Consider the following 26,265-nt stretch of genomic DNA (forward strand, 5'->3'; position numbering starts at 1 on the left):
AGGAGGATTGCGTATGAGTGATGTACTTGCTGATCGTACCCCTCCGCATAATATAGAGGCTGAGCAGGCGGTTTTAGGGGCCATATTGATTGATCAAGATGCGTTAACTTCAGCATCAGAGTTATTGGTACCTGATTCGTTCTATCGAACGAAACATCAAAAGATTTTTGAAGTCATGCTTGGGCTATCTGATAAGGGAGAGCCGATTGACTTAGTAATGATGACATCAGCAATGGCTGATCAAGGATTACTAGAAGAGGTTGGTGGGGTTTCTTACTTAGCAGAGTTAGCAGAAGTTGTGCCAACTGCAGCTAACGTAGAATATTACGCACGCATCATCGCTGAAAAGGCGCTTTTACGTCGTTTAATTCGCACGGCGACTCATATTGTATCGGATGGATACGAGAGAGAAGATGATGTGGATGGTCTTTTAAACGAGGCTGAGAAAAAAATATTAGAAGTATCCCATCAAACGAATGCAAAAGCATTCCAAAACATTAAAGATGTTCTTGTAGATGCTTATGACAAAATTGAACTTTTGCATAATCAAAAGGGTGAAGTTACTGGGATACCAACTGGGTTTACTGAATTAGATAAGATGACAGCAGGTTTCCAACGAAATGATTTAATTATCGTGGCAGCACGTCCATCAGTAGGGAAAACGGCATTTTCATTAAATATTGCACAAAACGTAGCGACGAAAACGGATGAAAATGTAGCGATTTTTAGTTTGGAGATGGGTGCTGATCAGCTTGTTATGCGTATGCTTTGTGCAGAAGGGAATATTGATGCACAAAGACTTCGTACTGGTTCATTAACTTCCGATGATTGGGCAAAATTAACAATGGCAATGGGGAGTCTCTCAAATGCTGGTATATATATTGATGATACGCCAGGTATTAAAGTAAATGAGATTCGAGCAAAATGTCGTAGATTAAAGCAAGAACAAGGTCTTGGTATGATTTTGATTGACTATTTGCAGCTTATTCAAGGAAGTGGGAAATCAGGAGAAAACCGTCAGCAGGAAGTATCTGAGATTTCTCGTACCTTAAAAGGGATTGCGCGTGAATTGCAAGTGCCTGTTATTGCTTTATCACAGTTATCTCGTGGTGTAGAATCTCGTCAAGATAAACGCCCGATGATGTCTGATATTCGTGAATCTGGAAGTATTGAGCAGGATGCTGATATTGTAGCTTTCCTATATCGTGAAGACTACTATGATCGAGAAACGGAAAACAAAAATACAATTGAAATTATTATTGCAAAACAACGTAACGGTCCAGTAGGTTCAGTGGAACTTGCATTCGTCAAAGAGTTCAATAAGTTCGTTAACTTAGAACGTCGTTTTGAGGATGGACATGCTCCACCGGCATAAAGGCAGTATAAAAAAGAAACACATTTCTTATAATAAGATGTGTTTCTTTTTTTTTATAAGAAAGATAAGGCTTTCATAAGTTAAATATATAATTCTTACGAACGAAAATGTTTTTTTGTGAAAAAATGTTCGCTTTTAGGTTGACTTCTCTTTCGGTTTTGGTACAATTATATTGTTTGAATAGATCGTTTGAAAATTGCGGAGGTGCTTTAATAATGTCTTCAGTAGTAGTTGTAGGAACACAATGGGGCGACGAAGGAAAAGGTAAAATCACTGATTTTCTTTCTGAGCATGCGGAAGTAGTTGCAAGATATCAAGGTGGAAATAACGCGGGACATACAATTGTTTTCGGCGGAGTTAAATATAAATTACACTTAATTCCATCTGGTATTTTCTATAAAGAGAAAATTTGTGTAATCGGAAACGGATTAGTAGTAGATCCAAAAGCATTACTTGAAGAGTTAAAATACTTACACGATCGTGGTGTAAGTACTGATAATTTACGTGTAAGTAACCGTGCACATGTTATTTTACCTTACCACTTAAAACAAGATGAGTTAGAAGAAGCAAGTAAAGGTGATAACAAAATCGGTACAACGAAAAAAGGTATCGGTCCTGCATATATGGATAAAGCTGCTCGTATTGGTATTCGTATGGCTGATCTTTTAGACCGTGAAGCATTTAAAGAGAAGCTTGAGCGCAATTTAGTAGAAAAAAATCGTTTATTTGAAAAAATGTACGATACAGAAGGTTTCACTGTAGAAGAAATTTTCGAAGAGTACTTCGAGTACGGGCAACAAATCGCGCAATATGTATGTGATACGTCTGTTGTATTAAATGATGCATTAGATAATAATCACCGTGTATTATTTGAAGGTGCGCAAGGTGTTATGCTTGATATTGACCACGGTACGTACCCGTTCGTTACATCTTCTAACCCAATTGCTGGTGGTGTAACAGTTGGAACTGGAGTTGGTCCTGCGAAAGTTACTCGCGTTGTAGGTGTATGTAAAGCATATACAAGCCGCGTTGGTGATGGTCCATTCCCTACTGAGCTTCATGATGAAATTGGTCATCAAATTCGTGAAGTTGGTCGCGAGTATGGAACGACAACTGGTCGTCCACGCCGCGTAGGTTGGTTCGATAGCGTTGTTGTAAGACATGCACGTCGTGTTAGTGGTTTAACGGATCTATCATTAAATTCTATCGACGTTTTAACAGGTATTCCAACCCTTAAAATTTGTGTAGCTTACAAATACAATGGCGAAGTTATTGATGAAGTTCCAGCTAACTTAAACATTTTAGCGAAATGTGAGCCTGTATATGAAGAGCTTCCAGGTTGGGAAGAAGATATTACTGGTGTAAAATCATTAGATGAACTTCCTGAAAATGCACGAAAATACGTAGAACGTGTTTCTGAGTTAACAGGAATTCAAATATCTATGTTCTCAGTTGGACCAGATCGTAACCAAACAAATATTGTTCGTAACGTATACGAAGCTTAATTAACATTTTTTAGAAAAAACTCATGTCTGCATGAGTTTTTTTCTTATTCTTTTATAAAAAAACAAAAAAAGTATTGCAATAAATACAGAATACATGTTATGATACATCTTGTCGTCACGAAAATATGACGTTGGTGAGTATGAGCCATTAGCTCAGTTGGTAGAGCATCTGACTTTTAATCAGAGGGTCGAAGGTTCGAGTCCTTCATGGCTCACCATTTTATTTTTCGTGGCCCGTTGGTCAAGTGGTTAAGACACCGCCCTTTCACGGCGGTAACACGGGTTCGAATCCCGTACGGGTCATGTTTTTTTTTGCTTATTTTTGGTCCCGTGGTGTAGTGGTTAACATGCCTGCCTGTCACGCAGGAGATCGCCGGTTCGACCCCGGTCGGGACCGCCACTTTTGTTTATACCACCATTAGTGGTTTTATATATAGTTTTGGCTCGGTAGCTCAGTCGGTAGAGCAGAGGACTGAAAATCCTCGTGTCGGCGGTTCGATTCCGTCCCGAGCCACTCTCAGGATATTAAGTGGGCCCACTTAATATCCTTTTTATTTATGTAATTTTACAAAACTGAGTAGTTATTTTAAAATAGAACGAGGAGCCTCTAGCAGTTGAAGCTAGAGGTTTTTCTATAGATCGTATAGGATGCCGTGTAAAAGTGGATCATACATGAGTCTATGAGAATAGAGGAGAAAATACTTAAACAAAGGATGCGGTCATATAGGACATACTATGTAAACATCAATATGTTTAGGGATTATTGACCATATTTTTATAAGGAGGAAATAGACGATGATGGGAAAGAAAATTTTAGTAGTTGATGATGAAAAGCCGATTGCAGATATTTTGAAGTTTAACCTAGAAAAAGAAGGTTTTGAAATAGTAATGGCGCATGATGGTGATGAAGCAATTGAAAAGGCTAATGAAGAGCAACCAGATATGGTTTTATTAGATATTATGCTACCAGGTAAAGATGGCTTAGAGGTTTGCCGTGAAATACGTAAAAGCTCAGAAATGCCGATTATTATGCTTACAGCAAAGGACTCTGAGATTGATAAAGTATTAGGGCTTGAGCTTGGGGCAGATGATTATGTAACGAAGCCATTTAGTACGAGGGAATTACTTGCTCGTGTGAAGGCGAATTTACGCCGCCATCAACAAGGTGGTGCTGCGGAAAAAGAAGAAAATACAGAAATGGTTATTGGACCAATTGTGATTAATCCAAATGCATATAGTGTAACGAAGCGCGAGGAAAATATCGAGCTTACACATCGTGAATTTGAGTTGCTACATTATTTAGCGAAACATTTAGGACAAGTTATGACACGCGAACATTTATTACAAACAGTTTGGGGTTATGACTATTTTGGAGATGTGCGCACAGTAGACGTTACAGTACGTCGTTTGCGTGAAAAAATTGAAGATAATCCAAGCCATCCTACTTTAATTGTAACTAGACGTGGAGTAGGGTATTACTTGCGTGACCCAGAGCAGGAATAGTATATGAAGAAAGTTGGTTTTTTTCAATCTATTCATTTAAAATTTGTGCTTATATATATGCTATTAATATTAATAGCGATGCAAGTTATTGGAGTATATTTCGTAAGGGAATTAGAGAAGAGCTTAGTACAAGGTTTTAGGGATTCTTTAACGCAGCAAACAAACTTATTATCATATAATTTGAAGCAAGAGTTTAAAAAAAGTTATACAAAAGCAGAAACAGAGTCAACAGATGAAACGATTAAAACTTCAATTCGAAAATTTGCCTCTGATCAGAAGAAAGTTATACAAGAGGTAAGTGTATTTGATTCGCACAGAAAGTTACTGGCTATTTCAGATGAATCAAAGCAGAATAAGGTGAATCGAACATCAACTGATATAGCTGTTCAGCGAGTGTTAGTACAAAAAAAGCCGGAAGTGAAAATTGAGAAGGATGGTAGTACAGGTCATCGTGTTCAAGTTATGCTTACTCCGATTCTAGATGATAACGGTAAGGATGCGCTTGGTGTTATTTACATTGTGGCATCTATGGAAGATGTATATAAACAAATGAAGGATATAAATCAAATTTTTGCTACGGGAACAGTAATTGCTTTATTAGTAACGGCCGTACTTGGGATTTTATTGGCTCAAACAATTACAAGACCAATTTCAGATATGCGGAGACAAGCGATCGAAATGGCAAAAGGAAATTATTCGAGAAAAGTAAAAGTGCATAGCCATGATGAAATTGGACAACTGGCATTATCCTTCAATAATTTATCAAAAAAATTACAACAAGCTCGTTCTTCTACAGAAAGTGAAAGGCGTAAATTATCATCTGTTTTATCACATATGACAGATGGAGTAATTGCTACTGACCGAAAAGGGGATATTATTTTACTAAATGATCCTGCGGAAAAGATGTTAAATGTTTCTCGTGAAACAGCGCTCGATCAATCTGTTTTAGAGGTATTAGGGATACAGGAAGAATTTACGCTCGATCATTTATATGAAGAGCCAGATTCTGTTTTATTAGATTTTAGTACGAGAAACGAACCATATATTTTACGTGCTAGTTTCTCTGTTATTCAAAAAGAAACAGGGAAGGCAAACGGCTTAATTGCTGTACTATATGATGTAACAGAGCAGGAGCGTATAGAACGGGAACGCCGTGAGTTTGTGGCGAATGTCTCTCATGAATTAAGGACGCCATTAACGACGATGCGCAGTTATTTAGAGGCACTTACAGATGGAGCATGGCAGGATCCAAATATTGCACCACAATTTTTAACGGTTACACAAGAAGAAACAGAAAGAATGATTAGACTTGTAAATGCGTTGTTACAGCTATCTAAACTTGATAGTACAGAGCATCGTTTAATGAAAGAATGGGTCGACTTTACTGATTTATTTAATAATATTATTGATCGCTTTGAAATGTCTAAAGAGCAAAATGTAAGTTTCAAACGATCTTTCTCTAAGAAATCTAGATTTATTGATATGGATACTGACAAAATTACTCAAGTGCTGTATAACATTATTTCTAACGCATTAAAGTATTCACCAGAAGGTGGAACAGTAACATATCGTTTACGTGATCGCGGTGATTTATTAGAAATTAGTGTAAGTGACCAAGGAATGGGTATTCCAAAAGAAAACGTTGATAAAATCTTTGAACGTTTTTATCGCGTAGATAAAGCTCGTTCAAGACAAATGGGTGGTACTGGGCTTGGATTAGCAATTGCAAAAGAAATGATTGAGGCACATGGTGGCTCTATTTGGGCGAAGAGTGAAGAAGGAAAAGGGACAACTATTTATTTCACGTTACCAATGGCAGCAGATGAAGAGGACGATTGGGAATGAGTATGGAAAACTTTAAAACAATAGTTTTAATTAACCTAGTTGTAATTAGCCTATTTCTTACTTTTAACCTATGGACGTATGTGCCAGATTCTACATCCATGCAAAACGCGAAATTTGTGCAGGGAAATGAAGGAATGAACCAAACTAAAATTTCCGATGTTGTCCGTCCTACTTCTATCATCGTGCATAAAGATAAAAATCATTATGGGAGCAGAAGAGAGGCAGATATAGAATCAATCTATAAGCCTCTGGAAGTAGGGGAACTACATGATTTTAAAGAGATATCAATCACTAAGGGTGATTTCCTTTCATATGTGCATGGTGAAGGGAAAGTTGAACTTGTTTTCCCTACCGATATCCCATTTGATGCAGTAAAATCCATGTTTAACATGAAAGAGAAGAGTACAGATAAGCCTAAACATTTTAATCGTATTCTCCTCGATCCTTCTCGAAGTAAGGATCAAGAAATTAAAATTAACTTTGTTTCTGATGGTGATAACTTTAAAATATATGAGGCAAAATTAAGTGGCGTGTATTTAAAAGATATTGTAAATGCCCAAAATCAATTTATAGTATCAGCAAAGCCTTATTTTGATTATCAACTTAATGATATGAAAAAGTTATTTTTACCAGATGGAACGACAGAGTTAAACAATATAACATATATTTCATCTAATTTAGCAGTTGATACGTTTAAGAATGCTCTGTTTAGTGATCCTCGTTATTTAAGTCCGATTACCGAGATGTCGAAAGAAACATTTACAGATGGTATTAGATCCATGGAAATTGAAAACGATCGTCACATGCTAAAGTATAAAAACTCTTCTGTCTTAACTGAGAAAACGATAGATAATTTAATGCTTTTACAAAAAAGCTTTGAATTCGTAAGTGGTCACAGTGGAAGTTTGGATTCATATCGTTTGGACTATATGAATAAAGGAGAGACAGTATTTCGTTTAAATGAAGATGGATATTCAGTATTCAATGAAGATGGATTAGCTGAATTGAGACAAATATGGGGATCAGAAGAAGTAATGGAATATGAAAGACCGTTGCTGTCTTTAAATACTAAAGGTATAGAACAGAAGGTTACTCTTCCGTCAGGGCATGTTGTAATAGCATCCCTAGAAAATAATCCAGAGATAAAGAAACAAGTAATTAAGGATATTGGTATTGGATACAAGTTATCACTAGATGGACAAGTAGTTCGATTACAACCAATTTGGTATGTAAAGCTTGTTGAAGATGAAACAGGTAAACAGAAAATCTATGAGTGGAGTGAGGGAGGACTAAATGGATTGGGATCGGATTAAAACCATATTTATTGTGACCTTTTTTGTTTTGGACCTCTTTCTCATTTTCCAATTCATTCAAAAGCAAGATAGTAATCAATTGGAGCTTATTGCAGAAACAAAGATAGATCAAGAATTAAAAGCAAACAAAATTACGATGGGAAATATCCCTAAAGAACCGAAAAAAGAGTCATTTATTAGAGCGGAAAATAAAGCTTTTAAAGAAGAAGATATACAGTCTTTGAAAAATCAAACAGTGCATATACAAAATATGTACAAGATAGAAAGTAAGCTAAAAGAGCCTTTTTTAAATACGAAATCATTATCAAAAGATAAGTATAATGAATTTTTGAAGAACTATGTATTGGATGGACAAAAGTATGAATTTGGAGCGGTGAAAGACTCTAAAATTTATTTCTTCCAAAAATATAAAGATAAGCCTATTTTCTATAATAATCAGGCGATGATTGTTGTGGAATTAAATGAAAAAAATGAACTTGTTTCATATACGCAGACAATGCTAACTGATTTAAAAGAAATGGGCGAAGGTGAAAAAACGAAAGAGCAAGAAATTATTACGGCTCAAACAGCTTTAGAAAATTTGTATTTAAAAAATAAAATTCATGGAAATACGCATGTTAAAGAAGCGCAAATTGGTTATGCCACTCTTACCGCATCTACGTCTAATAACCAAGTACTGGCTCCAACGTGGAATTTGAAAACGGAGCAGAAGCAGGACTTCTTTGTGAATGCAATTGAAGGACAAGTTATGGAATTAGGAGAAAAGGAAAATCAAGTGGTTGATGAACATACTGGAGTGAGAAAGAATGGGGTTGCATTTTAGCGTACTTGCAAGTGGAAGTACAGGAAATATGCTATACGTAGGAACCGATGAAAAAAAATTACTAGTCGACGCAGGTTTAAGTGGTAAAGCAACAGAGGCTTTATTTAAACAAGCAGAACTGAATATAAATGATGTATCAGGTATTCTTGTAACGCATGAGCATAGTGATCATATTAAAGGTTTAGGTGTACTGGCACGTAAATATGAGTTACCTGTTTATGCGAATGAGAAAACATGGAATGCAATGGAACATTTAATAGGAAATATCCCAACTGAACAAAAGTTTATTTTTTCAGTTGGTGATGTGAAAACCTTTGGTGATATTGAAGTCGAGTCATTTGGAGTTTCTCATGATGCGGCAGAACCGATGTTTTATGCTTTCCATAACAATAATAGGAAGTTAGCGCTTATTACAGATACGGGATACGTAAGTGACCGTATGAAAGGCGTTATTAAGGGAGCTAATGCTTTCGTATTTGAAAGTAATCATGATGTAGAAATGCTTCGTATGGGACGTTATCCATGGAGCATTAAACGACGTATTTTAAGTGACGTTGGGCATGTTTGTAATGAGGATGCTGCATTAGCGATGGCAGATGTAATTACAGATGAGACAAAGCATATTTATTTAGCCCATTTAAGCTTAGATAATAACATGAAAGAACTAGCGCGTATGTCAGTATCACAAGTACTAGAGGAAAAAGGATTTGGAGTGGGTGAATCCTTTGAAATTCACGATACAGATCCAAAAATGCCTACAAAAATTCAATACGTATAATTCTTCATTTTAGTAAACAATAAAGGTGAATATAGTTGTTTTCAGGAAGATAGGTGAACAAATATGTCCTTTATTGATGAAGAAAATTATCGTATGAAACGTGCAGGAAAAAAGAAGCACAAAGGTATAGTTCTTTCTAGTATAGCGGGAACAATTGTAGGAGCTTCTTTATTCGCGTTTGGAGCGCCTTTATTTTCAAATTCTGCTGATACGCTTCCGCAAGCTGAAGCAAGCGGAAGTAATATGGCCGAAGCTCAAGGGATTAAACAGATTAGCTTTGTAGATGCTGTTGATCGTGCATCTGAAGCTGTTGTGGGTGTTATTAACATTCAACGAGATAACTTTTCAGAGGCAGATTCAGAGGCCGGTACAGGATCAGGAGTAATTTATAAAAAGACAGATGGTCAAGCTTATATTGTAACGAATAATCATGTTGTAGCTGGAGCGAATCGTATTGAAGTAAGTCTAAGTGACGGTAAGAAGGTTTCTGGAAAAGTATTAGGAACCGATGTAGTCACAGACTTAGCTGTATTAGAAATAGATGCAAAGCATGTGAAAAAAATAATTGAAATTGGCGATTCTAATACTGTTCGCAGAGGAGAGCCAGTTATTGCGATTGGAAACCCACTTGGACTGCAATTTTCTGGAACAGTTACACAAGGTATTATTTCAGCTAATGAACGTATTGTCCCTGTAGATTTAGATCAAGATGGACATTATGATTGGCAAGTAGAAGTGTTACAAACAGATGCAGCGATTAATCCGGGGAATAGTGGCGGTGCGCTTGTAAATGCAGCAGGACAATTAATTGGTATTAATTCAATGAAAATTGCTGCAAAAGAAGTAGAAGGAATCGGCCTTGCTATTCCGGTGACTAGAGCTGTTCCGATTATGAATGAACTTGAGAAGTATGGAAAAGTAAGAAGACCATATGTTGGGATTGAACTTAGGTCATTAAATGAAATTCCAAACTATTATTGGTCAAAAACATTACATTTACCAGGTACTGTAACAGAGGGAGTTTGTATTTTGGATGTGAAAAGTCCTTCGCCAGGTGCGGATGCTGGTTTAAGAGAACATGATGTTATTGTGGCGGTAGATGGAAAACCGATTCGCGATATTATTGGATTCCGTACGGCCTTATATGATAAGGAAATTAATGATAAAATGACTCTTACGTTTTATCGTGGCACAAAAAGAGTAACAACAACAGTGAAATTAGGCATTCAAAAGTATTAAAAACAGGAGGGCCTACCTCCTGTTTTCTATTGTAGAAAAGTGAGGTGAAGAAAATGAATTTACCTTGTTGTTTAGAGCATGTTGAATTAGCGTTAGATATTATTGTGGATGAGTGTGAAGTTGCGCCAGTTATCAACAATGTGGATAACTTGGAAAAAGAGAAAAAAACATGTGAATTTTGTCAAAATGAGGCGACATATGTTGTATCGAACACAGATTCTCACACAACATGTGGGTAGTATTTGTGGATATGTGGATAAGTTTTGTGGATAACATGTTTGTAAGGTGGAGGATACGTGTGAATATCTCGATTATTTCAATTGGGAAATTAAAAGAAAAATATTTGAAACAAGGTATAGCAGAATACTTAAAACGATTATCTGCATACGCAAAAGTAGAAGTAATTGAATTGCCTGATGAAAAGGCGCCAGAAAATTTAAGTGAAGCAGAAATGTTAATTGTAAAGGAAAAAGAAGGTATACGTATACTGGATAAAATTTCTGATGACACGCATGTGATTGCATTAGCTATAGAAGGAAAGCAAAAGTCATCAGAAGAATTTGCGGTAAGCCTAGATCGCCTTGCTACATACGGAAAGAGTAAAGTCGCATTTGTAATTGGTGGATCACTCGGACTAAGTTCAGAAGTGATGAAGCGTTCAAACGAATCACTTTCTTTTTCAAAGATGACGTTACCACACCAATTAATGCGATTAGTGTTGCTTGAGCAAGTGTATAGAGCGTTTCGGATTAATCGTGGGGAACCGTATCATAAGTAATGTATTCTATATAAAACACTGATATTATCATATTTATTTTATTATGCCTATAACTGGAGGCTATGTGAATGGTAAGTGATCAGACGAGATATTCTAGGCTCGCGAATATAACAAAAATAATAAATACGAAATTAGAACTACGTGACGTATTGCAGCGTGTGACAATGGCGATATCAGAGGAGATTGTTAGGTGCGACGCTGTTGGAATTTATTTACCCCAGGAAGATGGAACATTTAGAGGGTTTGCAGGAAAACCAGAGAATATAAATGGTGTAACGCTCGATACTCAAGTAATTGATCCTGAAATAGACTTACTGGCAAAAGAAGTTATTGAAACGAAAAGAACCATCTATATTCCTGATACCTCAAAGGATCATCGACCAGATCCGAGACCGGTTAATGCATTCAAAATTAAGTCCTTATTAGCTCTGCCTATCTCATTTGGGCAAGAGTTATTTGGTCTGGTTTTTTTATTTGATTATGGAATTCCGATGAACTTAACAGATTCAGAAATTCAAAGTGTTGAAGCTTATGTAAATATGGCTGCGGTTGCAATTCAAAACGCAAATAATTTAAAACAAAAGGAAAACCTTATTGCTGAGAAACAACTGTTACTAAATGTTACACGTGATTTATCGATGTGTTCCTCGATACAGGAGAGTTTTGATAAATGCTTTTTTTACCTAGAACAGATTTTAGAGAGTAAAAATATGACTGCTCATCTTCTAGATCCGCTAGACAAAACAACAATTAAAACAACGAAATTAAGTAAGGACTGTCATTGGACAGAAGCGGATTGGACAGAGAAAAGCTATGAAGCCAAGATCCAAGAGGTTATTCAAACAAAAAATATAGATAGTAAGGGTCTATTGATGATTCCATTGGTTTCAATGGGAGAAGTATTAGGGGTAATCGTCGTTGGCAAAGAAGGAAAAGCTCACAATTATGATGATTCCCAACTTCAACTAGCAAAATCTATCGTTGATGCCACAGCCCCTACGTTTTCGAATTTGTTGTATATGGATCAACTAGAGAGCATAGTGGAAGAGCGAACGAGAGAGTTAGCTGCTGCTAATGAAAAAGTTACAAGTGTGATTGAATGTATTACGGATGGATTTTTTATTTTAAATAATAAATGGGAATTTACGTACGTAAATAAGCACCAATATTTTCCGCAAAGAAAAACAGCAAAAGATGTATTAGGAAAGAATATATGGAATGTTTTCCCGAGTGAAATTGACACAGTTATGTATAAGGAATTTCATCGTGCGATGTCAGAGCGAACTACAGTTCATTTCGAATTTCTTTCTACTGCAGATGAATATTGGCACGAAGTTATTGCATACCCATATGATGATGGTATTTGTTGTATTTTTAAAAACATAACGGAAAAAAAGAAATATGAACAGGAGTTGAAAAGATTATCCAATATAGATTTAATAGGGCAAATGGCAGCAGGTATCAGCCATGAAATTAGAAATCCAATGACAACAGTACTGGGATTTTTACAGTTATTAAAAGAAGAGAATACCTATGAGAAACATAATAAGTACTTTTATTTAATGATTGAAGAACTTAACCGTGCCAATTCTATTATTACTGAATTTCTCTCAATGGGTAATACAAGGAAATTGGATTTGCAGATGTTAGATTTAAATTCAATTATCCGCGATATTATTCCTTTAATAAAGATTGATACGTACAATCAAAATAAATATATTCAAGTCGATACAAATGACATTCCAGAATTACTTTTAAATCGTAATGAGATACGGCAATTATTAATGAATCTATATCGTAATGGCTTAGAAGCGATGAATACAGGGAAAGTTCTAACCATTAGCACTTACAAGGAAGGTCAAAATTGTGTGGTGCTTGCAGTGCGGGATCAAGGAAAAGGTATCAGGCCTGAAGTATTAGAGAAACTGGGTACGCCGTTTTACACGACCAAAGATAATGGAACTGGATTGGGGTTAGGTGTATGTTATGCCATCGTTGCCCGCCATAATGCAAAAATAGAAATTCAAACAGGATCGGAAGGCACTACCTTTTTTGTTAAATTTAATTATGAAAATAATAAAAAATAACCTTATTTAGAATAGTTACGATGAACCGTATCATAAATAAATTTATTCTTTGTATATAAAAGGATAAAAAGACCATTGGACAAAAATTACCGATGGTCTTTTAAATATTATTAGATGGTATGTAGATTTCCTAAAATAAGTATGTTTCTATTTCCATAAAAATATGCTGTAATATGAAGAGGAAAAAGTATAAGTAGTTAGAGAAGTGAGGAATTAAAGGTGAAGAAGTTTAAGAAGTTTTACTTGGAGATTACGAGTGTATGTAATCTTGCGTGTAGCTTTTGTCCGCCGACGGAAAGGCAGAAGCAATTCATTTCTGTGGAGGATTTTGCTAAAAGATTAGACCAAATTAAACCTCACACAGACTACATTTATTTGCACGTGAAGGGTGAGCCGTTGCTCCATCCGAAAATAGATCAACTATTAGACTTAAGTCATGAAAAAGGGTTTAAAGTTAATATTACAACGAACGGAACGTTAATTAATAAGAGAAGACATAGGCTGTTAAATAAGCCTGCGTTAAGACAAATGAATTTTTCACTGCATAGTTTTGATGGACATCCAGGTTCGCAAGATAAAGAGGGCTATGTAAGGAGTATACTTTCCTTCATTAGGGAAGCGACAAGTCAATCAGATTTAATTGTATCGTTAAGGTTATGGAATTTAACTCAGGATAATAAAACAAATGCTGAAATCCAGAAAAATAGAGAGTTATTATCTATAATTGAAAATGAATTTGATCTATCTTATCAAATTGAAGAGAAGCTTACACCAGGAAAAGGTATAAAAATTGCAGAACGTGTCTTTATTAATCAAGACTATGAATTCCAGTGGCCAGCATTACATGAGGAAGAGGATGATGGGAAAGGATTCTGTCATGGACTTCGTAATCAAGCGGGTATTTTAGCGAATGGAACAGTTATTCCTTGTTGTTTAGATGGTGAAGGGATTATTAACCTTGGGAATATTAATAATGATTCATTTTCTAACATTATTGAAGGTGAAAGAGCAACAAACATTGTCGATGGATTTTCGAAAAGAGTTGCGGTTGAAGAACTTTGCAGGAAATGTGGATATCGCAAACGGTTTGGGAAGTAAATATGAAATAAGCCCTCATTAAAGCGAGGGCTTATTTTTTTATTCTTGATAAGAATGCTCTAATTCATCAATTAATGAACCAACGTAAGAAACAGCTTTACGGATTGCATCTGGTTTTGACATATCTACTCCGGCATGTTTCATTAGTTCAAGTGGTTTCATTGTACCACCAGCACGAAGCACATCTAACCAGCGATCAATAGCAGGTTGTCTTTCCTCTTTAATCATTTGAGCTACTGCAGTGGATGCAGTGAGGCCTGCGGAATATGTATAAGCATATAGACCCATATAATAATGAGGTTGACGCATCCAAGTTAAGCCTGCACCTTCATCGATTTTTACAGAATCTCCCCAGAATGTCGATAGGACATTCGTTTTGATTTCAGTTAAAGTTGTAGCTGTAAGGGCCTGTCCTTCTTCTGCTAGAGCATATACTCTACGTTGATATTCACCCTCAAGTAAGTGAGTAACAAAGTTGTGATAATATGTGCCAAGTAGTTGCAGAATAACCCATCTGCGCATTCTCTTATCGTCAGTAGTCGCTAGTAAATGCTGAGCTAATAGTAATTCATTCATAGTTGATGGTGCTTCAACAAAGTACATAGATGGGCGTACGTTCATAATACGTTGATTTTTATTTGCTAAATAAAAATGACCAGCATGTCCAAATTCATGTGCTAATGTAAAGCATCCGCGCATCGTATTTTGCCATGTAATTAAAATATAGGGATGAGAGCCGTATGGACTTGAGCAAAATGCTCCTGTTGATTTACCTACGTTATCTGCAAGATCTACCCATCTTTCTTTGAATCCTTTTTCGATTATGGAACTATATTCATCGCCTAATATTTTTAAAGAATCTTGAATGAGCGTGCCTGCGTCTTCATAAGTAATCGACGGATTAAATTCGGGATCTAAAGGTGCATGTAAGTCACAGAAAAGCATTTGATCGAGTCCTAATACTTTCCTTTTTAAATCTGCAAAACGGCGCATATGAGGTGCTAGTTCTTTATAAATAATATCAAGTTGGTTGTTATACATTTCAAGTGGAACCTTTTGTGGTTCTAATAGCATATGGGTAACAGATTCATATTTACGTAAACGAGAAAGTGTTACTTGTTTTTTTACTTCAGTAGCATATGTTGTGGCAATTGTATTTTTATATCGTTTTAGTGTGGAAACAAATGATGAATATGCTTTTCGACGTATATATGTGCTTGGAGAAAATTCATATTTGCTTTCAACTAATGAGAATGAAACAGGAAGTTCGTTTCCTTGTTCGTCTTGTATAGAAGTGAAATCCATATCGGCCAATTTAGTCATGCCGTAAATTTTGTATGGAGAACTATGAACTTCGCCAAGTGCAGCAAGTGCTTCTTCTGTTTCAGGAGAGAGTGTGTGCTGTCTTTTTTGTAGTATTTCTAGTAACGATTTACGGAAAGGTTCAAGTTTTGTTTCTTCAGTTAAATATTTTTCAATTGTTCCTTCGTCGAATGAGAGGATTTCATTATGAATAAAGGATAGTGCAGTATGTACTTTCGTCCATAAAGCAGAAATTTTGGAAGAGTTCGCTTGAATACTTGGATTTGTACGATCAGTAGATTCTTTTAAATTTGCATATGAGTATAGTTTTGTTAACGTCATTAAAAGCTCTTCTTCTAAAAGTAGGCAATTTAATAAAGTGTGGGAGCTAGTATGTAAATGCCCTTTAAATGAATCAAGTTTCTGTATATCATTTTCCAATGCGTTTAATGCAGCATGCCATTCGGCATCAGAATTATACAAATCGGATAAATCCCATGTTAGTTCAGCAGGTACCTCTGCGCGATTAAGGCGATTTTCCATTACATTTTTCAAGTCGTATCTCCTCCTTATTAAGACTATCTAAACACATAATACTAGAAAATTCAGTTAATTAAAATATTTTACATTTTTATATACAAAAAAGAAGGACAAGCATGAAAATGCTTGTCCTTCGAGTTAATTTAAGAATTAATATACTTTGTCACCATTGAAAATCGAGTTTTTCACGACAACATAATCTACAGTACGAATAGCGTCTAATTTTGTTCCGCCAGCGTAAGAGATAGAAGATTGAAGATCTTGTTCCATTTCGATTAACGTATCTTCTAAAGAACCTTTATGCTCAACGAACATTTTCTTACCTTCAACGTTTTTCTTCTCACCCTTTTGGAATTCAGAAGCAGAACCGAAGTATTCTTTATAAAGTTTGCCATCTCTTTCAATTGTTTCCCCTGGAGACTCTTCGTGACCAGCGAATAGAGAACCGATCATGACCATAGTTGCCCCAAATCGAATAGATTTAGCTACGTCGCCGTGTGTACGAATACCACCATCAGCGATAATTGGCTTACTTGCAGCTTTTGCACACCAGCGAAGTGCAGCTAGCTGCCAACCACCAGTTCCGAAGCCTGTTTTAATTTTAGTAATACAAACTTTACCAGGTCCAATACCAACTTTTGTTGCATCGGCACCAGCATTTTCTAATTCTCTTACCGCTTCTGGAGTTCCAACGTTTCCAGCGATAACGAAGCTCTCTGGTAAATGTTTTTTAATATGTTGAATCATGTTGATCACAGCATTAGAATGACCGTGTGCGATATCAATCGTGATATATTCAGGTGTAAGTTGCTCAGCAGCTAATTGTTGTACGAATTCATATTCGTCCTCTTTTACACCAACGCTGATAGAAGCGATTAATCCACGTGATTGCATATCTCTAATGAATGAGATTCGTTTCTCTGGTTGGAAACGATGCATGATATAAAAGTAGTTGTTCTCAGCTAAATAAGTTGCAATTCTTTCATCAATAATCGTTTGCATATTTGCAGGCACGACAGGTAATTTAAATTTATGTTTTCCTAAAGTGACAGTTGTATCACATTCAGAGCGGCTATTTACAATACATTTTGCAGGAATTAATTGAATATCTTCATAGTCAAATACGTTTTCCATCATTTACACCCCTAAAATACGAATATTTTATTTTTATTAATCAAAAATGTTCGTCCATAGGATAATTTACATTATTTTTATTAAGAAGTCAAAGGATTTCTTAACATTTTTTAAAAAAGTAGATTTTACATCTGAAAAAAAACGTTAAAAACGAATTTAAAACGTTTTTTGGTTTTTATTGTTCGTTTATGGGAAGGGTTGAAAAATTAAGATAATTATACAAGGTTGTATGTATTCTTTTTATTTTTTTGAGTGGATGTAGGATACTATAAAAAGGTTAATGCTAACAATACGAGAAAAAGATGTTATCAAGTAGTTGAACAATATATGAAATGAAGAGGTTTATTTCTATATAAAAAGATGAATCTGGCATGATTCACCTTTTATGTGAGGTTTCAAGTATAATAAGTAGGGTGATAGTAACGTATACAAAAGATAAAAAAGAAAATAATACAGAATAAAATGAGGTTAATATATGAGTGAAAAAAGTTTTTCTGATTATAAATTAAGTAAGGAAATTGTAAGGGCACTTACTGGGTTAGGGTATGATCATCCAACGGAAGTACAAGGTGAGGTTATTCCAGTTGCATTACAAAAGAAGGATCTTGTTGTGAAATCCCAGACTGGAAGTGGAAAAACAGCTTCATTTGGTATTCCACTTTGTGAAATGGTGGAGTGGGAAGAGAATAAACCACAAGCATTAGTTTTAACACCAACGAGAGAGCTTGCGGTACAGGTAAAAGAAGATATTACAAATATAGGTCGATTCAAAAGGATTAAGGCTGCGGCAGTTTATGGGAAATCTCCATTTGCACGTCAAAAATTAGAATTAAAGCAAAAGACACATATTGTAGTTGGGACTCCTGGTCGTGTGTTGGATCATATTGAGAAGGGTACCCTTTCTTTAGAGTGTTTGAAGTATTTAGTTATTGATGAAGCAGATGAGATGCTAAATATGGGCTTTATCGATCAAGTAGAGGCAATTATTGATGAATTACCTACAAAAAGAATGACAATGTTATTTTCAGCAACACTTCCAGAAGATGTTGAGAAATTGTCTCGTACATATATGAATTCACCAACTCATATTGAAATTAAAGCGGCTGGGATTACGACGGATAAAATTGAACATACTCTTTTTGAGGTGATAGAAGACGAGAAGCTTTCACTACTTAAAGATGTAACAACGATTGAGAATCCTGATAGCTGTATTATTTTCTGCCGTACACAAGAAAATGTAGATCATGTATATAGACAATTAAAACGAGCTAACTATCCTTGTGACAAAATACATGGTGGTATGGTACAAGAAGATCGTTTTGAAGTCATGGATGATTTTAGAAAAGGAAAATTCCGTTATTTAGTAGCAACAGATGTAGCTGCGAGAGGAATTGATATTGATAATATTACACATGTTATTAATTATGATATTCCACTTGAAAAAGAAAGCTATGTACATCGTACTGGAAGAACGGGACGAGCTGGAAATAGTGGAAAAGCTATTACATTTATAACACCATATGAAAATAGATTTTTAGAAGAGATTGAGGAGTATATTGGATTTGAAATTCCAAAGGCAATTGGACCTTCAAAAGAAGAAGTTATGAAAGAGAAAGCTGCATTTGAAGAAAAGATACATGCTAAACCAATTATAAAGAAAGATAAAAATGCAGACATCAACAAAGGCATTATGAAGCTGTACTTTAATGGCGGGAAGAAAAAGAAAATTAGGGCGGTAGATTTCGTCGGTACAATTGCTAAAATTAAAGGTGTTACAGCAAAAGATATAGGCATTATTACGATACAAGATAATGTTTCTTACGTTGAAATATTAAATGGAAAAGGACCACTTGTCTTGAAAGTCATGAAGACTACAACGATTAAAGGGAAACAACTAAAAGTTCATGAAGCAATTAAGTAAATAAAAAACTATCCACTTTAATAGGTGGATAGTTTTTTATTTATGATTCTTTTAAATCATCCACTAGTTGCTCCGCTAAACGTCTATACATATTACTCATAGTCACGAAGGATGTTAGTAGTAGAAATTTTTCTAGCTTTGTATCTTCTAAGGAAGAAATCTCATTTACTTCTGTAACACGGTTATTTACGTCTTGTTTAAAGCTTTCGACATTGCTTTCAGTAAGAGCAAGATAATTTTTGTATAACGTATTTAATTCGAATGAATCATCATTTAATAAGGAGTCATTTATAGTTTCTAATGAACTTTTTATGTCGTTAATGGAGAGAGCTCCCTTTAATTGATAAATTAGGCTAATTAAAATCATATGCTCTTTTGAATACTTTTTATTTTTGATGGGGATGAATAGTTTCCCTTTTGCGTAATTATTAATCATCGTTTTGGTTAATACTTTTTCATCATCAGTTCTCGTTGTATCTGCATAAGTATTCTCAAATAGTTGAACAACTTGATCTACATATAAGTCAACATTTGGAATATCCTCAAGTTTAATGTTTTTTTCTAAATGCAATGTCTCAAGTAATTCATTTATATTTTCCACGTAGAATCCCTCACTTTTATAACTTAGTGGAACTTAATGTTTAATATATCTTTAAATATGGTATTACGAAACAAATGAATTGTAAATGTTGACCTTAAAAAGAAATGTGTATATAATTACATGTAGTTATTAAAACTACATGTAATTATATGAGGGGTGTTATTATGAATACTTATGTAAGGGAACCAGTTAATGCATTTACTCACTTAGGTGGAGCGATATTATCATTTATTGCCTTATTAGCTATGCTTGTGAAAGTTTCTATCAAGATGCCATCATTTGCTGCAATTACAGCTGTTATTTTGTTTGGTATTGGAATGATGTTCCTTTATACGGCGTCAGCTGTGTATCATAGTGTTGTGGCCAATGAACGTGTTATTTACTTCTTTAGGAAGCTAGATCATTCTATGATTTTTATATTAATTGCAGGTACATATGCACCCTTTTGCTTAATTACATTAAATTCAGCAAGTGGTTTACTATTATTTTGTTTAGTCTATGCAACTGCGATTTGTGGCATTGTATTTAAAATGTTTTGGTTTAATTGTCCAAGATGGTTATCGACAGCAATTTATATTACGATGGGTTGGTTAATTGTGTTATTCTTTGCACCGTTAGCTGAGAATTTAAGTACAGGAGGCATTATTTTCTTAGTACTTGGGGGCATTTTTTATACAATTGGTGGATTTATTTATGGAACAAAGCCAAAATGGTTAGAGTTTAAATATATGGGGCATCATGAAATTTTTCATGTTTTTGTATTATTAGGTAGTCTTGCGCATTTTCTAAGTGTATATTGTTATGTAATTTAATAAAAAAACGCCACATATTATGTGGCGTTTTTTTATTAACTGATTAGAATCGTATTATTATTAGGTAGTCTTGCGCATTTTCTAAGTGTATATTGTTATGTAATTTAATAAAAAAACGCCACATAATAAAAATTATGTGGCGTTTTTTTATTAACTGATTAGAATCGTATATGTTATAAAATTATTATGGGATAAAATGTAAGTTTCTGTGTTCGCATGTTAAACATAGGATAAGAAATATGTGATATACTTTGAGAAGTTTATAATGAATGAAATATGGAGGACTATAATTATGGCAATACTTGTAACAGGTGGAGCAGGATATATTGGTAGTCATACATGTGTAGAATTACTAAATAGCGGTTACGAAGTTATAGTAGTGGATAACCTTTCGAATAGCTCGGTAGAATCTATAAATCGAGTGAAAGAAATAACAGGAAAACAATTTAAGTTTTATAAAGAAGATGTTTTAAATCGCGAAGCGCTTGACGCAATTTTTGAAGAAAATGCAATTGAAGCAGTTATTCACTTTGCAGGATTTAAAGCTGTAGGGGAGTCAGTAGCGATTCCATTAACATATTATCATAACAACATTACAAGCACGTTAGTGCTATGTGAAGTAATGCAGAAACATAATGTAAAGAAGATAATCTTTAGTTCATCTGCAACTGTATATGGTATCCCGGAAACGTCACCGATTACGGAGGAGTTTCCATTAAGTGCAACGAATCCATATGGTCAAACGAAATTAATGATTGAGCAAATTATGCGTGATGTAGCATTTGCAGATGCAGAATGGAGTATCGCATTACTTCGCTATTTCAATCCATTTGGTGCACACGAAAGTGGGCGTATCGGAGAAGATCCAAATGGAATCCCAAATAACTTAATGCCATATGTAACGCAAGTAGCGGTAGGTAAGTTAAAAGAATTAAGCGTATTCGGAAATGACTATCCAACGAAAGATGGAACAGGAGTCCGTGATTACATCCATGTTGTGGACTTAGCAAATGGTCACGTAAAGGCGCTTGAGAAAGTACTGAGTACAACGGGAGTAGATGCTTATAACCTGGGCACAGGTATGGGCTATAGTGTACTAGAGATGGTTGAAGCGTTTGAAAAAGTTTCGGGTAAGAAAGTTCCTTATAAAATTACAGAGCGTCGCCCAGGTGATGTGGCAGTATGTTTTGCTGATGCATCGAAAGCAAAGCGTGAATTAGGCTGGGAGGCAACACGCGGATTAGAAGAAATGTGTGCAGATTCTTGGAAATGGCAATCAAATAATAAAAATGGCTATTTAGAAGTTTAATGATGAATATAAAAAAATGACCTTTGCATAAAAGCAAGAGGTCATTTTTTATTAATTTTATTAGCGAACCTAGAAAAGAACGTTCGCTGTTTTAAATGATGTGATTTTACAATATCTTATGCTAGAAGGTAGTAGAATGAGATAGAGGAATGTATTATTTTATTAATTTTTTATAGAAATTGAAAGCGTATTATTGAAAAGTATTCCAACACTTGTATCATTGCTAGAGTCCGTTTATAATCAAGGAATCCTAGTTCATGTTTTAATAGGATTATTTATTATTGAAAGCGTTTTAAGTTCGCTCCTTTTTGAGGTAGGAGGTCTGACTTATTTGGATGAAAAATTATGTATGTAGTTTTAAATGGGAAGAAAAATAATATAAGTATCACTTTATAGTGTGGGGAGGTTAAAAGTGTGAAAGGTAAAGATTTTCACACGAATATATATGGGTTATGTAGGATTATTACTTTCAGGGGCAGCTTTATTTTTAAATAGTCTTGTTATATTAGGGAAAGCAGAGATGAAAAGTGCGGGTGTTTTTAATTTATTTGTGGGTGCACTACAAATTATTATTCCGTTTTATTTGATCATGATTTCTGACCAAAGCAATTGGACAGTGTATTCATATGCGGCTACTTTCTTATTTGGATTAACTTATTTATATGTAGGTGTTACTTTTATAAAAGGAATGGATAGTAGTGGTCTAGGATGGTTTTGTATTTGGGTAGCAATTATAGCCTTATTCTATATGGTTGTTTCATTTGTTCAATTCCATGATGTTGTTAATGCGTTAACGTGGTTTATGTGGGCATTACTTTGGTATTTATTCTTTGTATTAAATACACAAAAGAAGAACATTAATCAATATCTTGGAAGGATTGCCTTCGTACAATCATGGGTAACATTGACTTTACCTTCACTCTTTTATTTTATGGGAGTGTGGGGAGAGGGATTTGTATATGAACTATGGGTTTATGTATCAGTAATTTCTATTTTGTACTTCTGTTATTGTATTTATAAATATCGAGTACGTTAATATATTTTCTGTAGAAAAGCATGGAATCGTTAAACGAATTCCATGCTTTTTATATGTTGGCACTTATAATAGAGAGGTAGTATTTTACAATTTGCTAAAATGGGGATGATGAAGTTGAAAAAAGTATTGGTGCTAGGGGGAACAAGATTTTTTGGTAAACATTTAGTAGAAGCACTTTTGCAAGAGGGGCACGATGTAACGATTGCGACGAGGGGAGTTACTGAAGATTCTTTTGGTAGCGCAGTAAAAAGAATAATTATTGATAGAGAAGATGGAAAGCTACTAGAAAAGCGTCTAGAAGGAAAAAGTTATGATATTGTATACGATAATTTATGCTATAGCTCGAATGCAGCGAAGATAATATGTGAAGTGTTACGAGGGAAAACGAAGAAATATGTTATGACATCTTCAATGGCCGTCTATGAACCTGCCCTAAGCTTATCAGAAGAAGACTTTAATCCGTACGATTATGCAATCGCGTATGGAGATAGGAATGACTTCAATTATGGTGAAGGAAAGAGATTAGCTGAAGCCGTTGTATTTCAACAAGCAACATTCCCAGTTGTTGCAGTTCGTTTTCCAGTTGTTATTGGAGAAAACGATTATACGAAAAGGTTACAATTTTACGTTGAATGTATTGTGAACCAAAAACCTATCGTTGTGGATCATGTAGATGGAACTTTGTCATTTATACATGAAAAAGAGGCAGGAGGGTTTCTAGCTTGGTGCGGAATGGAAAATGTGAAAGGGCCAATTAACGCCTGTAGTAACGGGGTAGTTTCTACGGAAGAAATTATTCATTTCATAGAAGAGAAGACAGGAATAAAAGCACTCATTCAGAAAGCTGGGGAAAATATAGCTCCTTATAATGAGGTAACTAACTGTACATTACATAATGGAAAGGCTCGTGAATTCGGATTTTTGTTCCGAGAGCTGAAACTAGAAATGAAAAATGTTTTAAAACATTATATAAATACAATGAAGTAATCATAAATCCCCCGGTGGCAATCCGGGGGATTCTGGAGGATTTCGACAATACTGATTTTACATTACCAAATTTACCTTATACGTACGACTAATGTTTTTGTGATTGAATTGCTTGTAAATACTTCTCGTTTACTTGGTCCCAGTTTACTGTATGCCACCAGTTGGTAACAAACTCTGGGCGCCTATTTTGATACTTTAAATAATAAGCATGTTCCCATACATCAATTACGAGTAAGGGGATTTTCCCTTCTTGCAAAGGCGTATCTTGATTTGGTGTACTCATAACAGAGAGTTCCTCACCGTCAAGAACAAGCCATCCATAGCCACTTCCAAAACGACTAATAGCTGCTTTGGAAAGTTGATCTTTTAAGTTGTCAAAGGTATTGAAATAATAATCAATTACTTTTGCAACGTCTCCATTAGGCTCACCGCCACCTCGTGGGCTCATCACTTCCCAAAAAAGACTATGACAATAGTGACCACCACCGTTATTTCGTACAGCTGTAACAATTTCCTTCGGTAAAGCATCTAAATTACATAGCAATTCTTCTAAAGATTTATTATGTAATTCAGTATAATTTTCTAAAGTAGCATTTAAATTGTTTACGTATGTCGCATGGTGCTTTCCATGATGAATGGAAAGTGTATTGCTATCAATATGTGGCTCTAGTTCATCATAGTCATATGAAAGCTTTGGCAATTGAAATGAAGACATAACATTACCTCCTTTCCACTTAAAAAAGTTGGTCTAGGTAAAAATACTTTACCTGAGTCAAAAATACACCCATTTTCCATATAAGTCAATAGTAAGTCCATTAATTTTCCGAAAAATATTACAATAAAAGTAACACTCTCACTTTCATTTGTGACTCCTATCCTTTTTGCTTATACTGTAAAGTAGCAGGGTTTTGTTGAAATAGAAGGAGATTGTTTATGAGTAAAACGAAACAATTAATAGAGGAAGCAAGTAATTTTATTACGATTTGTTATAAGGAGCTTCATAAAGAACAATTGATAGAAGAACGTATAAAAGAAATTCAAATTGAGATAGAAAAGACAGGGACATATGAGCATACATTTGAAGAACTTGTTCATGGTTCACGAATGGCATGGCGTAACAGTAATAGATGTATTGGAAGACTATTTTGGAGTAAGATGCACATATTAGATGCGCGCGAAGTAAATGATGAAGAGGGTGTATATAATGCATTAATTCATCATATTAAATATGCAACGAACGACGGGAAAGTTAAACCAACCATTACGATTTTTAAGCAATATCAAGGTGAGGAAAATAATATAAGAATTTATAATCACCAATTGATTCGATATGCAGGATATAAAACAGAAACGGGAGTGATTGGTGATTCTCATTCCGCTACATTTACGGACTTTTGTCAGGGGCTTGGTTGGCAAGGAGAAGGTACGAATTTCGATGTATTGCCACTTGTGTTCTCTATAAACGGGAAGGCGCCTACATATAAAGAAATTCCGAGAGAAGAAGTAAAAGAAGTGCCAATTGAACACCCAGAATACCCTATTTCATCACTTGGAGTAAAATGGTATGGTGTTCCAATGATTTCAGATATGCGTTTAGAAATTGGCGGTATTTCTTATACAGCCGCTCCGTTCAATGGATGGTATATGGGAACAGAAATTGGGGCGCGTAACTTAGCAGATCATGATCGTTATAATTTACTTCCGGCTGTTGCGGAGATGATGGATTTAGATACATCGAGAAACGGTACCTTATGGAAAGATAAGGCGCTAATTGAGTTGAATATTGCCGTACTACACTCCTTTAAAAAACAAGGAGTTAGTATTGTTGATCACCATACTGCTGCACAACAATTTCAGCAATTTGAGAAGCAAGAAGCTGCTTGTGGTCGTGTTGTAACAGGTAATTGGGTATGGCTTATTCCGCCATTATCTCCAGCTACCACTCACATTTATCATAAACCGTATCCGAATGAAATTTTGAAGCCAAATTTCTTTCATAAATAATATTTAGTGTAGGTTTTTTCTGTGAAATATAATTTTTTTTAATTACTGTTATGTAGCAAATGGAAGCCTTTACTCTCGGTTATTTTTGGAAGAGGCTTTTTGAACCAAGGAGTACCTTATGTTATAATCAAATTTCTGTTTCGAAGACCTTATAGAAATATAAGGTCTTTTGTTTTGCTTTTTTATGTAAGAGGAAGAGGATTTTTCTTTTTAATAAGGGATTTGGCATATTTTTAGGGACAACATAAGTATGTGGGAAGTCGATAAAATGTTAT

22 protein-coding genes and 4 tRNA genes are annotated in these 26,265 nt (G+C 35.0%); 22 read left to right on the forward strand and 4 right to left on the reverse strand.

Annotated features, from left to right (window positions below; genetic code table 11):
* Nucleotides 1–13: 13 nt before the first annotated feature.
* The 16 genes from dnaB to DN404_RS02520 all read left to right on the forward strand — a co-directional run bounded on the left by dnaB (nt 14) and on the right by DN404_RS02520 (nt 14,344).
* The gene (gene dnaB, locus DN404_RS02445; protein ID WP_001286148.1) at nt 14–1,375 is read left to right on the forward strand and encodes a replicative DNA helicase; all 1,362 of its coding nucleotides are present in this window, start codon (nt 14–16) and stop codon (nt 1,373–1,375) included.
* 215 nt (nt 1,376–1,590) lie between these two features.
* Nucleotides 1,591–2,880 carry an adenylosuccinate synthase gene (locus tag DN404_RS02450; protein WP_000100238.1) on the forward strand — a complete coding sequence of 430 codons (1,290 nt, stop codon included), beginning with the start codon at nt 1,591–1,593 and terminating at the stop codon, nt 2,878–2,880.
* A 142-nt stretch (nt 2,881–3,022) separates the two neighbouring features.
* Nucleotides 3,023–3,098, forward strand: a tRNA-Lys gene (locus tag DN404_RS02455).
* Between the two features lie 13 nt (nt 3,099–3,111).
* A tRNA-Glu gene (locus DN404_RS02460) sits at nt 3,112–3,183 on the forward strand.
* A gap of 21 nt (nt 3,184–3,204) precedes the next feature.
* Nucleotides 3,205–3,280 (forward strand) — tRNA-Asp (locus DN404_RS02465).
* A 41-nt stretch (nt 3,281–3,321) separates the two neighbouring features.
* A tRNA-Phe gene (locus DN404_RS02470) sits at nt 3,322–3,394 on the forward strand.
* 281 nt (nt 3,395–3,675) lie between these two features.
* Complete coding sequence (gene walR / locus DN404_RS02475; protein WP_000971865.1) at nt 3,676–4,383, forward strand: cell wall metabolism DNA-binding response regulator WalR; 708 nt, start codon at nt 3,676–3,678, stop codon at nt 4,381–4,383.
* A 3-nt stretch (nt 4,384–4,386) separates the two neighbouring features.
* Nucleotides 4,387–6,228, forward strand: a complete 1,842-nt coding sequence (gene walK / locus DN404_RS02480) for a cell wall metabolism sensor histidine kinase WalK (protein WP_149214693.1) — start codon at nt 4,387–4,389, stop codon at nt 6,226–6,228.
* Complete coding sequence (locus DN404_RS02485) at nt 6,225–7,541, forward strand: YycH family regulatory protein (protein ID WP_000061560.1); 1,317 nt, start codon at nt 6,225–6,227, stop codon at nt 7,539–7,541. Before walK ends, DN404_RS02485 begins: the two co-directional genes overlap by 4 nt.
* Nucleotides 7,522–8,364, forward strand: a complete 843-nt coding sequence (locus DN404_RS02490; protein WP_000383740.1) for a two-component system regulatory protein YycI — start codon at nt 7,522–7,524, stop codon at nt 8,362–8,364. Before DN404_RS02485 ends, DN404_RS02490 begins: the two co-directional genes overlap by 20 nt.
* Nucleotides 8,348–9,142 (forward strand): MBL fold metallo-hydrolase, encoded by a 795-nt coding sequence (locus tag DN404_RS02495; RefSeq protein ID WP_149214694.1) that lies wholly within the window; start codon nt 8,348–8,350, stop codon nt 9,140–9,142. The genes DN404_RS02490 and DN404_RS02495 overlap by 17 nt, the downstream gene beginning before the upstream one ends.
* A 63-nt stretch (nt 9,143–9,205) precedes the next feature.
* Nucleotides 9,206–10,381, forward strand: a complete 1,176-nt coding sequence (locus DN404_RS02500; RefSeq protein ID WP_149214695.1) for a S1C family serine protease — start codon at nt 9,206–9,208, stop codon at nt 10,379–10,381.
* Between the two features lie 53 nt (nt 10,382–10,434).
* Nucleotides 10,435–10,620 (forward strand): CxxH/CxxC protein, encoded by a 186-nt coding sequence (locus DN404_RS02505; protein WP_012593384.1) that lies wholly within the window; start codon nt 10,435–10,437, stop codon nt 10,618–10,620.
* Between the two features lie 59 nt (nt 10,621–10,679).
* The gene (gene rlmH, locus DN404_RS02510) at nt 10,680–11,159 is read left to right on the forward strand and encodes a 23S rRNA (pseudouridine(1915)-N(3))-methyltransferase RlmH (protein ID WP_001027003.1); all 480 of its coding nucleotides are present in this window, start codon (nt 10,680–10,682) and stop codon (nt 11,157–11,159) included.
* Nucleotides 11,160–11,227: 68 nt separating this feature from the next.
* Entirely contained in the window at nt 11,228–13,246 is a 2,019-nt protein-coding gene (locus DN404_RS02515; RefSeq protein ID WP_149214696.1) for a GAF domain-containing sensor histidine kinase, read from the forward strand.
* 219 nt (nt 13,247–13,465) lie between these two features.
* Nucleotides 13,466–14,344, forward strand: coding sequence for a radical SAM/SPASM domain-containing protein (locus DN404_RS02520; RefSeq protein ID WP_000713633.1), 879 nt, complete (start codon nt 13,466–13,468; stop codon nt 14,342–14,344).
* Nucleotides 14,345–14,383: 39 nt separating this feature from the next.
* Here the strand turns inward: DN404_RS02520 and pepF are convergent, their stop codons facing one another.
* Both pepF and guaC read right to left on the reverse strand, forming a co-directional pair.
* Complete coding sequence (pepF, locus tag DN404_RS02525) at nt 14,384–16,201, reverse strand: oligoendopeptidase F (RefSeq protein WP_149214697.1); 1,818 nt, start codon at nt 16,199–16,201, stop codon at nt 14,384–14,386.
* A 135-nt stretch (nt 16,202–16,336) separates the two neighbouring features.
* A complete protein-coding gene (gene guaC, locus DN404_RS02530) occupies nt 16,337–17,320 on the reverse strand; it encodes a GMP reductase (protein WP_000432447.1) in 984 nt (327 codons plus the stop codon).
* Nucleotides 17,321–17,795: 475 nt separating this feature from the next.
* Between guaC and DN404_RS02535 the strand changes: the two genes are divergently transcribed.
* Entirely contained in the window at nt 17,796–19,241 is a 1,446-nt protein-coding gene (locus DN404_RS02535) for a DEAD/DEAH box helicase (protein ID WP_149214698.1), read from the forward strand.
* A gap of 40 nt (nt 19,242–19,281) precedes the next feature.
* On the opposite strand, the gene DN404_RS02540 is transcribed toward DN404_RS02535, so the two are convergent.
* Nucleotides 19,282–19,842 (reverse strand): DUF1836 domain-containing protein, encoded by a 561-nt coding sequence (locus DN404_RS02540; RefSeq protein WP_000427879.1) that lies wholly within the window; start codon nt 19,840–19,842, stop codon nt 19,282–19,284.
* Nucleotides 19,843–20,006: 164 nt separating this feature from the next.
* Between DN404_RS02540 and trhA the strand changes: the two genes are divergently transcribed.
* The 4 genes from trhA (at nt 20,007) to DN404_RS02565 (ending at nt 23,986) form a co-directional block, all read left to right on the forward strand.
* Nucleotides 20,007–20,654: a PAQR family membrane homeostasis protein TrhA gene (gene trhA / locus DN404_RS02545; protein WP_149214699.1), complete on the forward strand. Its 648-nt coding sequence runs from the start codon at nt 20,007–20,009 to the stop codon at nt 20,652–20,654.
* A gap of 292 nt (nt 20,655–20,946) precedes the next feature.
* Nucleotides 20,947–21,963, forward strand: a complete 1,017-nt coding sequence (gene galE, locus DN404_RS02550; RefSeq protein ID WP_000996540.1) for a UDP-glucose 4-epimerase GalE — start codon at nt 20,947–20,949, stop codon at nt 21,961–21,963.
* A gap of 445 nt (nt 21,964–22,408) precedes the next feature.
* A complete protein-coding gene (locus DN404_RS02560; protein WP_000542569.1) occupies nt 22,409–22,999 on the forward strand; it encodes an AmiS/UreI family transporter in 591 nt (196 codons plus the stop codon).
* A 99-nt stretch (nt 23,000–23,098) separates the two neighbouring features.
* Nucleotides 23,099–23,986: an NAD-dependent epimerase/dehydratase family protein gene (locus tag DN404_RS02565; RefSeq protein WP_149214700.1), complete on the forward strand. Its 888-nt coding sequence runs from the start codon at nt 23,099–23,101 to the stop codon at nt 23,984–23,986.
* A gap of 88 nt (nt 23,987–24,074) precedes the next feature.
* On the opposite strand, the gene sodA is transcribed toward DN404_RS02565, so the two are convergent.
* Nucleotides 24,075–24,701 carry a superoxide dismutase [Mn] gene (gene sodA, locus DN404_RS02570; RefSeq protein WP_000094037.1) on the reverse strand — a complete coding sequence of 209 codons (627 nt, stop codon included), beginning with the start codon at nt 24,699–24,701 and terminating at the stop codon, nt 24,075–24,077.
* Between the two features lie 218 nt (nt 24,702–24,919).
* Here sodA and DN404_RS02580 point away from each other — a divergent pair, with 218 nt between their 5' ends.
* Nucleotides 24,920–25,990 (forward strand): nitric oxide synthase oxygenase, encoded by a 1,071-nt coding sequence (locus DN404_RS02580; RefSeq protein ID WP_000047627.1) that lies wholly within the window; start codon nt 24,920–24,922, stop codon nt 25,988–25,990.
* The last annotated feature ends 275 nt before the right edge of the window (nt 25,991–26,265 follow it).

Origin of the sequence: Bacillus sp. TE8-1 (assembly GCF_008368855.1) — a bacterium.
Classification (GTDB): Bacteria; Bacillota; Bacilli; order Bacillales; family Bacillaceae_G; genus Bacillus_A; species Bacillus_A cereus.

Coding starts and splice junctions, on each gene's coding strand:
- DN404_RS02515 (WP_149214696.1), top strand. CDS start 11,228: ATGGTAAGTGATCAGACGAGATATTCTAGGCTCGCGAATATAACAAAA.
- trhA (WP_149214699.1), top strand. CDS start 20,007: ATGAATACTTATGTAAGGGAACCAGTTAATGCATTTACTCACTTAGGT.
- guaC (WP_000432447.1), bottom strand. CDS start 17,320: ATGGAAAACGTATTTGACTATGAAGATATTCAATTAATTCCTGCAAAA.
- dnaB (WP_001286148.1), top strand. CDS start 14: ATGAGTGATGTACTTGCTGATCGTACCCCTCCGCATAATATAGAGGCT.
- walR (WP_000971865.1), top strand. CDS start 3,676: ATGATGGGAAAGAAAATTTTAGTAGTTGATGATGAAAAGCCGATTGCA.
- DN404_RS02490 (WP_000383740.1), top strand. CDS start 7,522: ATGGATTGGGATCGGATTAAAACCATATTTATTGTGACCTTTTTTGTT.
- DN404_RS02565 (WP_149214700.1), top strand. CDS start 23,099: ATGGGGATGATGAAGTTGAAAAAAGTATTGGTGCTAGGGGGAACAAGA.
- DN404_RS02560 (WP_000542569.1), top strand. CDS start 22,409: ATGGGTTATGTAGGATTATTACTTTCAGGGGCAGCTTTATTTTTAAAT.
- sodA (WP_000094037.1), bottom strand. CDS start 24,701: ATGTCTTCATTTCAATTGCCAAAGCTTTCATATGACTATGATGAACTA.
- DN404_RS02450 (WP_000100238.1), top strand. CDS start 1,591: ATGTCTTCAGTAGTAGTTGTAGGAACACAATGGGGCGACGAAGGAAAA.
- DN404_RS02535 (WP_149214698.1), top strand. CDS start 17,796: ATGAGTGAAAAAAGTTTTTCTGATTATAAATTAAGTAAGGAAATTGTA.
- walK (WP_149214693.1), top strand. CDS start 4,387: ATGAAGAAAGTTGGTTTTTTTCAATCTATTCATTTAAAATTTGTGCTT.
- DN404_RS02580 (WP_000047627.1), top strand. CDS start 24,920: ATGAGTAAAACGAAACAATTAATAGAGGAAGCAAGTAATTTTATTACG.
- DN404_RS02505 (WP_012593384.1), top strand. CDS start 10,435: ATGAATTTACCTTGTTGTTTAGAGCATGTTGAATTAGCGTTAGATATT.
- DN404_RS02495 (WP_149214694.1), top strand. CDS start 8,348: ATGGGGTTGCATTTTAGCGTACTTGCAAGTGGAAGTACAGGAAATATG.
- DN404_RS02500 (WP_149214695.1), top strand. CDS start 9,206: ATGTCCTTTATTGATGAAGAAAATTATCGTATGAAACGTGCAGGAAAA.
- galE (WP_000996540.1), top strand. CDS start 20,947: ATGGCAATACTTGTAACAGGTGGAGCAGGATATATTGGTAGTCATACA.
- DN404_RS02485 (WP_000061560.1), top strand. CDS start 6,225: ATGAGTATGGAAAACTTTAAAACAATAGTTTTAATTAACCTAGTTGTA.